At 74.0% G+C, this 11,068-nt stretch carries 13 protein-coding genes; 6 read left to right on the forward strand and 7 right to left on the reverse strand.

The window, feature by feature from the left end:
• The first annotated feature begins 155 nt into the window (after positions 1 to 155).
• The gene (locus GFJ45_RS12825) at positions 156 to 989 is read left to right on the forward strand and encodes an Fpg/Nei family DNA glycosylase (protein ID WP_153397830.1); all 834 of its coding nucleotides are present in this window, start codon (positions 156 to 158) and stop codon (positions 987 to 989) included.
• Positions 990 to 1,017: 28 nt separating this feature from the next.
• Here GFJ45_RS12825 and GFJ45_RS12830 read toward each other — a convergent pair whose 3' ends face one another.
• The 4 genes from GFJ45_RS12830 to rimO all read right to left on the reverse strand — a co-directional run bounded on the left by GFJ45_RS12830 (position 1,018) and on the right by rimO (position 4,043).
• On the reverse strand, positions 1,018 to 1,377 hold the full coding sequence (locus GFJ45_RS12830) for a helix-turn-helix domain-containing protein (protein ID WP_153397849.1): 360 nt from the start codon (positions 1,375 to 1,377) through the stop codon (positions 1,018 to 1,020).
• An 85-nt stretch (positions 1,378 to 1,462) separates the two neighbouring features.
• Positions 1,463 to 1,963: a CinA family protein gene (locus GFJ45_RS12835; protein WP_153397832.1), complete on the reverse strand. Its 501-nt coding sequence runs from the start codon at positions 1,961 to 1,963 to the stop codon at positions 1,463 to 1,465.
• On the reverse strand, positions 1,960 to 2,589 hold the full coding sequence (pgsA, locus tag GFJ45_RS12840) for a CDP-diacylglycerol--glycerol-3-phosphate 3-phosphatidyltransferase (protein WP_153397834.1): 630 nt from the start codon (positions 2,587 to 2,589) through the stop codon (positions 1,960 to 1,962). Before pgsA ends, GFJ45_RS12835 begins: the two co-directional genes overlap by 4 nt.
• Positions 2,586 to 4,043 carry a 30S ribosomal protein S12 methylthiotransferase RimO gene (gene rimO, locus GFJ45_RS12845; RefSeq protein WP_153397836.1) on the reverse strand — a complete coding sequence of 486 codons (1,458 nt, stop codon included), beginning with the start codon at positions 4,041 to 4,043 and terminating at the stop codon, positions 2,586 to 2,588. Before rimO ends, pgsA begins: the two co-directional genes overlap by 4 nt.
• A gap of 104 nt (positions 4,044 to 4,147) precedes the next feature.
• Here rimO and GFJ45_RS12850 point away from each other — a divergent pair, with 104 nt between their 5' ends.
• Genes GFJ45_RS12850 through GFJ45_RS16965 form a run of 3 tightly spaced genes read left to right on the forward strand, consistent with a single transcriptional unit; the run spans position 4,148 to position 6,145 of the window.
• Entirely contained in the window at positions 4,148 to 4,513 is a 366-nt protein-coding gene (locus tag GFJ45_RS12850; RefSeq protein WP_153397838.1) for a YciI family protein, read from the forward strand.
• Positions 4,510 to 4,857 carry a YciI family protein gene (locus GFJ45_RS12855; protein ID WP_153397840.1) on the forward strand — a complete coding sequence of 116 codons (348 nt, stop codon included), beginning with the start codon at positions 4,510 to 4,512 and terminating at the stop codon, positions 4,855 to 4,857. Before GFJ45_RS12850 ends, GFJ45_RS12855 begins: the two co-directional genes overlap by 4 nt.
• 43 nt (positions 4,858 to 4,900) lie before the next feature.
• A complete protein-coding gene (locus tag GFJ45_RS16965; protein WP_267128866.1) occupies positions 4,901 to 6,145 on the forward strand; it encodes an RNA polymerase sigma factor in 1,245 nt (414 codons plus the stop codon).
• Positions 6,146 to 6,181: 36 nt separating this feature from the next.
• Here GFJ45_RS16965 and GFJ45_RS12865 read toward each other — a convergent pair whose 3' ends face one another.
• The 3 genes from GFJ45_RS12865 to GFJ45_RS12875 form a co-directional block, all read right to left on the reverse strand.
• Complete coding sequence (locus GFJ45_RS12865; protein ID WP_228386978.1) at positions 6,182 to 6,829, reverse strand: two pore domain potassium channel family protein; 648 nt, start codon at positions 6,827 to 6,829, stop codon at positions 6,182 to 6,184.
• Between the two features lie 73 nt (positions 6,830 to 6,902).
• A complete protein-coding gene (locus tag GFJ45_RS12870; protein ID WP_323368738.1) occupies positions 6,903 to 9,422 on the reverse strand; it encodes a DNA translocase FtsK in 2,520 nt (839 codons plus the stop codon).
• A 272-nt stretch (positions 9,423 to 9,694) separates the two neighbouring features.
• Entirely contained in the window at positions 9,695 to 9,949 is a 255-nt protein-coding gene (locus tag GFJ45_RS12875; RefSeq protein ID WP_153397846.1) for a DUF192 domain-containing protein, read from the reverse strand.
• Positions 9,950 to 10,214: 265 nt separating this feature from the next.
• Here GFJ45_RS12875 and GFJ45_RS12880 point away from each other — a divergent pair, with 265 nt between their 5' ends.
• Positions 10,215 to 10,850 (forward strand): SatD family protein, encoded by a 636-nt coding sequence (locus tag GFJ45_RS12880; RefSeq protein WP_228386980.1) that lies wholly within the window; start codon positions 10,215 to 10,217, stop codon positions 10,848 to 10,850.
• A partial coding sequence (locus GFJ45_RS12885) for a hypothetical protein (protein ID WP_228386982.1) occupies positions 10,847 to 11,068 on the forward strand: 222 nt, incomplete at its 3' end. The genes GFJ45_RS12880 and GFJ45_RS12885, both read left to right, overlap by 4 nt.

Consider the following 11,068-nt stretch of genomic DNA (forward strand, 5'->3'; position numbering starts at 1 on the left):
GCCGCGGCCGGCTCGCGGGGCTGACGCTCTCCCGGATCGACGGGGAGCCGGCGCTGAGCACCAGCCACCCGCTCGCGGCCGCGCTGCAGGAGGCGGGGTTCCACCCCGCGCCGCAGGGACTGCGGCTGCGCCGGTGACCGCGGACGGGGCGGGCCGTGCCCGAAGGTGACGCGGTCTGGCGCACCGCGCAGCGGCTGCACCGGGCACTGGCCGGTCAGCGGCTGGTCGGCAGTGACCTGCGGGTGCCGTTGCTGGCGACGCGCGACCTGGCCGGGCGGGACACGCTGGAGGTGGTGCCGCGGGGCAAGCACCTGCTGCACCGCCTCACCGGAGGGCTGACGCTGCACAGCCACCTGCGGATGGAGGGCAGCTGGCGCGTGGTGCCGGGGCGCCGGCCGCCGGCGTGGGCCGCCCGTCACACGGTGCGCGCGGTGCTGTGGACGGCCTCCCACGTCGCCATCGGCGACCGGCTCGGGATGCTGGACCTGGTAGCCACCGCGGAGGAGCACCGGGTGGTGGGGCATCTCGGTCCCGACCTGCTCGACCCCGGCTTCGACCGGGAGCAGGCGCTGGCCAACCTCCGTCAGCAGCCCGGGCGGCCTGTCGCGGAGGCGTTGCTCGACCAGCGCAACCTGGCCGGGATCGGCACCATCTTCGCCGCCGAGCCGCTGTTCGCCCACGGCGTGCACCCGTGGACCCCGGTCGGCGAGCTCCCGGCGGACACGCTCGAGCGGCTGGTGGACTCCACCCGCCGCTGGCTCGTGCTCAGCTGCCGTACCGGCCGGCCCACGGTCGGGGCGCCCCCGGGCGAGCCGCGGGTCCACGGGCGGCAGGGGCTGCCGTGTCGTCGCTGCGGCAGCCCGCTGCGGGTGGCCCCGCTGGGACGGCAGCCGCAGGAGCGGGTGCTGTTCTACTGCCCCCGCTGCCAGGGCGGACTCGCGCCCGGCGACGAGGGCCGGCCGCAGGCCCCACTGGGGCACCGGCGCTGAGGCACCGGCCGCCAGGGAACCCGGCGGGTCAGGCGGCGGAGGTGACGACCCGGCGCTCGCCGTCGCGGTTGCGCTCGCGCGGCGGCATCGCGTCGTGGTGCAGCGGCTGGGCCAGCCCCTCGGCGAGCACCGTGGACAGCTGCGCCTCGGCGGCCTCGGCCAGGCTCACCCGGCCCGCCACGTCACTGAGCATCTGGCTCAGCGGCAGGTCCAGCGCCCGGCAGATCGACGCCAGCAGCTCGGAGGAGGCCTCCTTCTCGCCCCGCTCGACCTCGCTCAGGTAGCCCAGCGAGACCGAGGCGGACGCCGACACCTCGCGCAGCGTGCGGCCCTGGTCCTGCCGCTTCTCGCGCAGGACGTCGCCCAACTCGCGTCGTAGCAGAACCATCGCCGCTCCCTCCTTCACGTCCGTGTCGGCGTCAGGTTTGACCTCCACCGTACCTCGCCGAGGCGACCGGTTGCGCAGTCAGCCCTCAGCTGAGGCGCTCCAGGGCCAGCGCCAGCACCTCCTCGACGGTGCCCGCTCGCACGTCGGCGCGGTCCCCACCTAGCGTCAACGCCCGCGACACCGTCCCGCCTTCCCCCGCCACCGCGACGTGGACCGTGCCGACCGGGTGGCCCTCCAGCGGGTCGGGGCCGGCGACGCCGGTCGTGGCCAGCCCCCAGCCCGCGCCGGTGCGGGCCCGGACGCCCTCGGCCATGGCCTCCGCCGTCGCCGCGGCCACGGTGCCGTGCCGCTCCAGCAGGCTGGCCGGCACGCCGAGCAGCTGCTGCTTCAGCTCCGCGCTGTAGGCGACGACCCCGCCGAGCACCGCCGCGCTGGCCCCCGGCACCGCCGTCAGCACCGCGCACACCAGCCCGCCGGTGAGGGACTCTGCCGTCGCGACCGTGGTCCCGCCCCCGCGCAGCGCCCGGACGAGCTGCTCGGCCCGCGCCGCTGCGGTGGCCGTCACCGGCCGCCGCGGGTCGGTCATCGCGGCGCACCGTCGCGCTGCCGGCCGAGCCGGAGTGCCTGCAGCAGGTAGTCCACGCCCGTGACCACGGTCACCACGACCGCCGCCCCCATGACGACGTGCCCGACCAGCTGCACGGCCGGGCCGAGCGGGGCGAGCAGCAGCACCAGTGCCAGCGACTGCAGCACGGTCTTGAGCTTGCCACCGGAGCTGGCCGGGATCACGCCGTGCCGGATGACCACGAACCGCAGCGCGGTGATGCCCAGCTCGCGCCCGAGCACGACGATGGTCACCCACCACCACAGCTCACCGAGCACGGAGAGCCCGATGAACGCCGCGCCGACCAGCGCCTTGTCGGCGATGGGGTCGCCGATCTTGCCCAGGTTGGTGACCAGGTGCCGGCGCCGCGCCAGGTCCCCGTCCACCCAGTCGGTCGCGATCGCGATCACGAACACCGCCGCCGCCCACCATCGCCGCGCGCCGTCGTCGCCCGGGTCGGCCAGCAGCAGGTAGGCGAACAGGGGCACCAACAGGATGCGCAGCGCGGTCAGCCCGTTGGCGACGTTGAACGGGCTCACCCGGTCAACGGGATCGGCGCCGTGGTCGGGGTGGCGCTCCGGGGCCCGCCAGTGACGGGGACGCGTCACCGCCGGTCCTCCTCCGTACCCAGCGGCTCCGCAACCAGGTCGACGCCCTCGCTGGCCACGACCCGTGCGGTCACCACCGTGCCGACCGAAGCCGGCGCGCCCGCCAGCGCCGTGGTCCCGTCGACATCAGGTCCCTGCTGGCCGGCCCGGCCGACGGCACGGCCGTCCTCGTCGAGCTCCTCCACCAGGACCTCGACCAGCTGCCCGCAGCGCTCCTCGGCCCGCTCGGCCGTCAGCTGCTCGACGAGGCCACCGACCTCGGCGACCCGTGCGGCCACCTCCTCGGCCGGCACCTTGCCGGGCAGCTGCTCGGCCTCGGTGCCGTCTTCGTCGGAGTAGCCGAACACCCCGACGACATCGAGCCGGGCCTGCTCCAGGAAGGCGGTGAGCTCGGCGAGGTCCTGCTCCGTCTCCCCGGGGAAGCCCACGATCACGTTGGTGCGCACTCCCGCCTCGGGGACCCGGTGGCGCACCTGCTCCAGCAGGGCCAGGAAGGCCTCCCGGTCACCGAACCGGCGCATCCGGCGCAGCACCGGTCCGGAGGCGTGCTGGAAGGACAGGTCGAAGTAGGGGGCGATGCCAGGGGTCCCCGCCATGACGTCCAGCAGCTCGGACCGCACCTCCGCCGGCTGCAGGTAGGAGACCCGCACCCGCTCGATGCCCTCGACCGCCGCCACCTCGGGGAGCAACCGGTCCAGCAGCCGCAGGTCACCCAGGTCCTTGCCGTAGGAGGTGGTGTTCTCGCTGACGAGGAAGAGCTCCTTGACGCCCCGCTCAGCCAGCCATGCCGCTTCGGCCAGCACCTCGGCCGGTGGGCGCGACAGGTAGGAGCCGCGGAACATCGGGATCGCGCAGAACGAGCAGCGTCGGTCACAGCCCGAGGCGATCTTCAGCGGCGCCCACGGCCGCCCGTCCAGCCGGGCCCGCACCACGCGAGGCCCGGACGCCGGGCGGCCCGCCCCCACGTCCGCCTCGTCCCCGCGCTGGTGCCCCGGGACGACGACGCCGGTGCTGCCGGCCTGCCGGGCGACCGGAGCCATCGGGAGCAGGGCGCGCCGGTCGCGCGGCAGGTGAGCGGCCGGCGCCTGCCCGTCGAGGACGGCGCGCAGGTGGCCGGACATGTCGTGGTAGGAGTCGAAGCCGAGCACCGCGTCGGCCTCGGGTAGCTGCTCGGCCAGCTGCCGGCCGTATCGCTCGGCGAGGCAGCCCACCGCCACGACCGCCCGCGTGCGTCCCTGCTCCTTGAGGCCGTGGGCCTCCAGGAGGGTGTCGATGGAGTCCTTCTTGGCCTGCTCGACGAAGCCGCAGGTATTGACCACAGCCACGTCGGCCTCGCCGGCATCGTCCACCAGGTGCCAGCCCTCGGCCGCCAGCCGGCCGGCGAGCTCCTCGGAGTCCACCTCGTTGCGCGAGCAGCCCAACGTGACGAGGGCGACGCTGCGCTGGCCGGTCATGGGCCAAGCCTACGGGTCACCGGTCGACTGTCGATTCGCGACCAACTCGACCGTCATGCTGGTGGGAGCACCCGCTCCCGGAAAGACCGACGAAGGAGATGACCATGGCGACCTACGCTGTCCTGCTGCCGGGCGACGAGTCCGTCTGGGAGAACGCGACCCCCGAGCAGCAGCAGGAGGAGTACGACCGGCACGGCCAGTTCGCCCGGCTGCTGGAGGAACGTGGCCACCGGGTGGTCGGCGGCGCCGAGCTGGCCAGCTCCCGCCAGACCCGGGTGGTGCGCGGCCGGCTGGACGAGGTCTCGGTCACCCAGGGCCCCTACGCCGAGACGGTCGAACAGCTCGGCGGCTTCTACCTGGTCGAGTCCGACGACGTCGACGACCTGGCGAAGGTGTGCGGGCTGCTGGCCGGGAGCAGCGGCGTGGAGATCCGTCCCTGCGTCGACCACTCCGAGGAGACCGCACCGTGAAGTACCTGCTGCTCATGTACGGCGACGAGTCCCACTGGGACACGGCACCGGCCGAGGAACGCGAGCGGATCATGCGCGCCCACCAGGACTTCGGCCGTGCCGTCGCCGAGCGCGCCCAGCTGCTCGGCGGCGAGGCGCTCGCACCCGCGGACACGACGACGACGCTCGGCCCCGACACGGGCAGCGGCCGGGCCGTCACCGACGGCCCGTACGCCGAGACGGTCGAACAGCTCGGCGGGTTCTACCTCGTCGAGGCGGCCGACCTGGACGTGATGACCGAGCTGTGTGGTCAGCTGCCGGGCTACTACACGCTGGAGATCAGGCCCGCCCTGGAGCTGGGCTGATGGGTCCGGAGGTGCCGGCCTGAAGGCGTCCGCGAGCTCGGCGGTGGAGCGGGCGTGGCGGGACCACTGGGGGCGCCTGCTGGCGCTGCTGGCCTCCCGGTACCGCCGGCTCGACCTGGCCGAGGACGCGCTCGCGGACGCCTTCGAGGCCGCCACCCGGCGGTGGCCGGCGGACGGCGTCCCGGGCAACCCGGCCGGTTGGCTGCTGACCACGGCCAGCCGCCGGGTGCTGGACCGGCTGCGGGCCGAGGCGGTGCACGCCCGGAAGGAGCCGCTGCTGGTGGTCGACCATGACGTGCACCGGGCAGAGCAGGAGCAGGCCACTGACCCCGCGGGCGGCACGGCCCCGGGGGTGCCAGACGAGCGGCTGCGGCTGGTCCTGCTGTGCTGCCACCCGGCACTGTCCGTGGAGTCCTCCTCAGCGCTCGCGCTGCGTCTGGTCATCGGGTTGCCGGTGCCCGAGATCGCCCGGCTGTCCCTGGCACGGGATGCCACCGTCGCCGCCCGGATCACCCGGGCCAAGCGCAAGATCGCCGCGGCAGGCATGCCGCTCACCCTCCCCGCTCCGGAGCGGCTCGGCGCGCGGCTGGACCGCGTCGCCGAGGTGGCCTACCTGGCGTTCACGGCCGGGTACGTCCCCGCACCGGGCCCGCAGCTGCACCGCGTCGAGTTGGCTGGTGAGGCGATCCGGCTGCTGGAGATCACCCGCGAGCTGGCCGGGCCCTCCGCCCAGGTCGACCTGGTGCTGGCCCTGATGCTCCTGCAGCACGCGCGCCGAGACACCAGGCAGGACCCGCGCACCGGCGACCTCGTCCTGCTGCCTGAGCAGGACCGCCGTCGCTGGCACCACGACGAGATCGCGCGCGGAACGGCCCTGCTCGCGTGCTGGCGCGGTGAGCGGCTCGCCGCCCCGGACCGGGCCCGGCTGCTGGAGGCAGTCATCGCCGCCGAGCACGCCACCGCCCCGACGGCGGCGGACACCCGCTGGGACCGGATCGCCGACGCCTATGCGCAGCTGGAGCAGCTGACCGGCTCCCCCGTTGTTCGGCTCAACCGGGCGGTCGCGGTCGCTGAGGCGCACGGACCACAGGCGGGCCTGCACCTGCTCGCGGGGCTCGACGCCCAGCTGCCCGACTCCCACCGCACGGCCGCGGTGCGAGCCGAGCTGCACGCCAGGCTCGGCAACCACGGGCTGGCGCGGGCCGCCTACGAGGAGGCCATCGGGCGCTGCCCCAACCTGGTGGAACGGGCCCACCTGCAGCGGCGGGCCCGACTGCTCAGCGAGTGATCGAGCCGGCGGAGGAGGGCAGGGCCCCGCCCGCTGTCAACGGCGGAACTTCACCAGCGTCAGGCCCAGCAGCCGGGCGATGACCAGGGCGATGTAGAAGACCTGGTTCAGCATCTCGATCATGATCACCGACCGGGCCGGGTTGGCTCCCGCCTCCGGGCCGATGTCGGACAGCCCGGTTCCGGTCAGCGTCGTCGTGGACAGGAACAGCAGCTCGAACCAGGTCAGCTGCTGGTGACCGCCCTCCACCGTGAAGGAGTTGGGCCAGATGATCTGCACCGCGCCGTAGGTGTAGGCGTAGGCCCAGATCAGCACGGTGAAGCAGGCACCGGTGGCGAACAGCTCGTCCTTGCTGACCCAGGCGTCGGCGAACATGTACCGCAGCATCGAGATGGCGGTGTAGAAATAGAAGACCGCGTGCACGATCTGGGACACCAGCGCCAGCCAGACGATGTCGGTCGTCATCGCCTCGGCGATCGTCAGCACGAAGACCGGCGTGCCGAGGGTGACCGCCACGACGCGGGTGGAGGGGGTCCGGTCGACGGCGGCCACGGCCAGCGCCAGCACGACGAGCTGAAAGACGGAGACCAGCGTCCGGCCCGTGCCACCGGTGGAGGTGTAGGGGAAAGCCAGGATGCCCAGCAGCTGCGCGGCCAGCAGCACGCCCGAGGGGTGGTCGCGCATGGCCGCCCAGTAGCGTTGCCATCGAGTGCGCCCGGCGGCGCCGGCGTGAACGAACATCAGACCGGGAGCCTACTCAGTCCCGACCGGTCAGTGCCCACGCATCCTCGGAGCCGGAGTCCTGGTCCTCCTCGTCGGTGCCGTACCAGGTGCCCTCGTCGTCATACCCGCCGTCGCCGCCGGTCCCGGCGCCGGCAGGCTGCTCCTCCGCTGCCGGCTCCTGTCCCTGCAGCCGGGCCAGCGTGGCCTCCAGGTCGTCCGGCTTGACCATCACGTCCCGGGCCTTGCTGCCCTCGGAGGGGCCGACGATGCCGCGGGACTCCATGAGATCCATCAGCCGGCCGGCCTTGGCGAAGCCGACCCGCAGCTTGCGCTGCAGCATCGAGGTGGACCCGAACTGGGTGGTGATGACCTGCTCGGCCGCCTGCAGCAGCAGGTCCAGGTCATCACCGATGTCCTCGTCGATCTGCTTCTGCGGCGCCACCTGCGTGACGTCCTCGCGATAGACCGGCTTGAGCTGGCCGGTGACGTGGGCGACCACGTCCTCGATCTCGCTCTCGGTCACCCAGGCACCCTGGACGCGCATCGTCTTCGAGGCGCCCATGGGCAGGAACAGGGCGTCACCCTGGCCGATGAGCTTCTCGGCGCCCGGCTGGTCCAGCACCACCCGGCTGTCCGTGACCGAGGAGGTCGAGAACGCCATCCGGGACGGCACGTTGGCCTTGATCAGCCCGGTCACCACGTCCACCGAGGGCCGCTGGGTCGCCAGCACCAGGTGGATGCCGGCGGCGCGGGCCAGCTGGGTGATGCGGACGACGGACTCCTCGACGTCGCGCGGGGCGACCATCATCAGGTCGGCGAGCTCGTCCACCACGACCAACAGGTAGGGGTAGGGCTGCAGCACCCGCTCCGACCCGGCCGGCGGGCTGATGGTCCCCGCACGGACCGCCTTGTTGAAGTCGTCGACGTGCTTGAACCCGAAGGCAGACAGGTCGTCGTAGCGGTGGTCCATCTCCTTGACGACCCACTGCAGCGCCTCGGCCGCCTTTTTCGGACTGGTGATGATCGGCGTGATGAGGTGCGGGATGCCCTCGTAGGCGGTGAGCTCCACCCGCTTGGGGTCGACCAGGACCATCCGCACCTCGTCCGGTGTGGCCCGGACCAGGACCGAGGTGATCATCGAGTTGATGAAGCTCGACTTGCCCGACCCCGTCGCGCCGGCCACCAGCAGGTGCGGCATCTTGGCCAGGTTGGCGATGACGTAGCCGCCCTCGACGTCCTTGCCCACGCCCATCACCATCGGGTGGGTGTTGTTCCGCGCGGCCTGGCTGCGCAGCACGTCGCCGAGGCTGACGTTCTCCCGGTCGGTGTTCGGGATCTCGACGCCGACCGCCTTCTTGCCCGGGATCGGGGACAGGATCCGCACGTCGGCCGAGGCGACCGCGTACGCGATGTTCTTGCTCAGAGCGGTGATGCGCTCGACCTTGACGCCCGGACCCAGCTCGACCTCGTACCGGGTGACCGTCGGCCCCCGGGTGAACCCGGTGACCTGGGCGTCGACGTTGAAGTCCTCCAGGACGCCGGTGAGGGCCTCGACGACCCGGTCGTTGGCCTGCGAGCGGGTCTTGTGCGGCGTGCCCGGCCGCAGCAGCGCGTTGTCCGGCAGCGTGTAGGTGACGTCCCCCGCGAGCTGCAGCTGCTCCACCCGCTGCGGCAGCGGGCTGGTCGGCGGCGCCTCCAGGGTCTCCTTCGGGGGGTCCTGCCGGACCCCGGGGGGCGGCTTGGCGGCGCCGTCGCGCGGGATCGGCTGGGTGTGGTCACCGTCGGGAGCGGCGGCGTCCCCGGCACCGTCGGCACCCTCCGCGCGTTCGGCGCGCGGCTTGCCGCGCAGCGAGCGGCCCTTGCCCTTCTGGACCACGGCCGCCTGGTCGAAGGCCCGGTCGCCCTCGCGCTCCCCCTCGCCCGCGGCCGCCGGGCGGGCCCGCCGACCGTGCTGCGGGCGCCCCTGCCCGTCGTCGTCACGCTGCCCGGAGGCGCCGAACAGGTGCTCCTCCCACTCCCGGATGCGCTGCGGGATGCGGTGGACCGGGGTCGCGGTCACGACCAGCAGGCCGAAGAACGCGAGCAGCACCAGCAGCGGCACGGTGCCCCAGACGGTCAGCGCGGCCGTGATCGGGCTGGCGACGAGGAAGCCGATGACGCCACCGGCGTCCTGCAGCGCCGCGGCCCCCTGCCCGTAGTCCGGGGCGCCCAGGGCCACGTGGGTGAGCCCGCAGCCTGCCAGCGCCAGCGCCGTCGTGCCGATGGCCATGCGGTGGTGGGCGGCCTGGTCCTGCGGCGCGCGGAGCAGCCGGATCCCGAGCCCGAGCAGCACCACCGGCAGCGCGAGCGCGACCCGACCGAAGGTGCCGGCCGCGACCGCGTGGATCCCGTCGCCGACCATGCCCTCCAGCCCCCACCACTCGCGCACCGCGACGACGACCGCCAGCGCGAGCAGCAGGAAGCCCAGCCCGTCGCGGCGGTGCTCTGGCTCCAGCTCTCGCGCGCTCGCGCCCATCTTGCGTACTGCTCCTCCGGTCACGGTGGCCATCCCCATCCAGGTCCCTCGCGCCGCACGCCAGGGCAGCGGCGCGCGGCCGGGGGTAGCGGCAGAGGTGCGTGGCGGCTGGCTGCCCCCGCGCGCCGGCGCGCGACGCCCCGATCCGCGGGTGGCGGGGCGGGACGACGCGCCGCGCCCGGTGCTCCGGGAGCGGGAACGCGTCGATGTCGCAGACTTGGCCACACTGGCACCGTACGCCACAGACCCCTCGTCACTCACGCTCCCACGCGGAGGCGGCCGCCGCCGTCCAGCCCCGCGTCCCTGCGGGGTCAGTCGCCTCCCACGGTGAGGACCGCGCCCTCGCGGACTTCCCACCGGCTGAGCTGACCGGCGGCCGCCTCAACCACGGCCCGCGCGCCCCGCCGGGGAGGCAGGAAGCCCACCCAGGGGCGCAGCGTGCGCACCGCGAGGACGAGCCCCGTCCCGGACACCACCGCGACCTCGACGGGGTAGCGGACCCCCATCATGTGCACCGAGCCGCACGGCTCGAGCCACAGCGCCCCCTCCACCCGGGAGGAGGCCATCAGCCCGGCCCCGGGTCGCCGCGGTGCGTGCCACCAGCAGCGGCCCGCGGGGCACCCCGTCCACCAGCAGGACGTCCGGCCCGGGGCCGACCACGGACCCGCTCCGACGACCACCCATGCCCACCTCCACTCCGGCACCGCGACGCCGCGGTCATCGTAGGCGTGGCCGACGCGGCCCTAGCGCTTAGGCAAGATATGAGCTTGCTCGGACTCGGATGCAAGACAGAACCTTGCCTACTGCGTGTCGCAAGGTATGCTCTTGCCCATGAGCAGGGACCGGGTCACGGTCATCGGCGACGTCGTCGGGTCCCGCCGTGCCTCCGACCGCCGCGGGACGCAGCGTCGACTGCAGCAGGGCCTCGCCGCCGTCAACTCCGAGGCCTGCACCGACGACCCGCTGGTGGTGACCGTGGCGGACGAGTTCCAGGGCTCCTACTCCCGCCTCGGCGAGGCGCTGCACGCGGTGGCCCGGTTGCGCGCCGAGCTCAGCCCCGGTGTCGACGTCCGGTTCGGGGTCGGCCGTGGCCCGGTCGAGGTCATCGACGAGCAGGCCGGCACCCAGGACGGGCCGGGATGGTGGGTGGCACGCGGGGCGATCGACCAGGTCCGGCAGGCGCAAGCGCGGACCGGGTGGGAGGCGATCCGGACCAGCTACGCCGAGCACGACCCCGATCCCGGGCGGGTCGCGGCGGTGCGCGCCGCCCTGGTCTGTCAGGACGTCGTGCTGGGGTCGCTGGACGAGACCGGCTGGAGGATCGTGAGGGGACTGATGGCAGGACGCACCCAGGCCGAGATCGCCGAGGGCCTCGGCATCACCCGGCAGGCGGTCCAACAGCGGCGCAAGCACGGCCACCTGCCCATGGTGCTGGACGCCATCGCCCGGCTGCGGGAGCTGCCGTGAGCGCGCTGGCGCTGCTGCTGCTGTCACTCGCCGTGGCCGACATCGCGCGGTCGGTGCTCCGCGGCGACCCGGGCCGGGTGGTTGTGGTCGGCAGCCTCGCGGGGCTGGCCACCCTCGTGACAGGCGCCGTGCTCTCCGGCCGGGCGCTGGGCGCGGACCTGCTGCTGGGCCTGCTCACGGCGGCCGCCGTGGTGGCCTGGGTGGTGCTGTCCGCCGAG

Source organism: Ornithinicoccus halotolerans, from assembly GCF_009602535.1.
Classification (GTDB): domain Bacteria; phylum Actinomycetota; class Actinomycetes; order Actinomycetales; family Dermatophilaceae; genus Ornithinicoccus; species Ornithinicoccus halotolerans.

Bases quoted from the DNA above. Each gene is read 5' to 3' on its own strand.
- GFJ45_RS12830 (WP_153397849.1), bottom strand. From the start codon at position 1,377: ATGGTTCTGCTACGACGCGAGTTGGGCGACGTCCTGCGCGAGAAGCGG.
- GFJ45_RS12835 (WP_153397832.1), bottom strand. From the start codon at position 1,963: ATGACCGACCCGCGGCGGCCGGTGACGGCCACCGCAGCGGCGCGGGCC.
- rimO (WP_153397836.1), bottom strand. From the start codon at position 4,043: ATGACCGGCCAGCGCAGCGTCGCCCTCGTCACGTTGGGCTGCTCGCGC.
- GFJ45_RS12850 (WP_153397838.1), top strand. From the start codon at position 4,148: ATGGCGACCTACGCTGTCCTGCTGCCGGGCGACGAGTCCGTCTGGGAG.
- GFJ45_RS12865 (WP_228386978.1), bottom strand. From the start codon at position 6,829: ATGCGCGACCACCCCTCGGGCGTGCTGCTGGCCGCGCAGCTGCTGGGC.
- GFJ45_RS12870 (WP_323368738.1), bottom strand. From the start codon at position 9,422: ATGGGGATGGCCACCGTGACCGGAGGAGCAGTACGCAAGATGGGCGCG.
- GFJ45_RS12875 (WP_153397846.1), bottom strand. From the start codon at position 9,949: ATGGCCTCCTCCCGGGTGGAGGGGGCGCTGTGGCTCGAGCCGTGCGGC.
- GFJ45_RS12880 (WP_228386980.1), top strand. From the start codon at position 10,215: ATGAGCAGGGACCGGGTCACGGTCATCGGCGACGTCGTCGGGTCCCGC.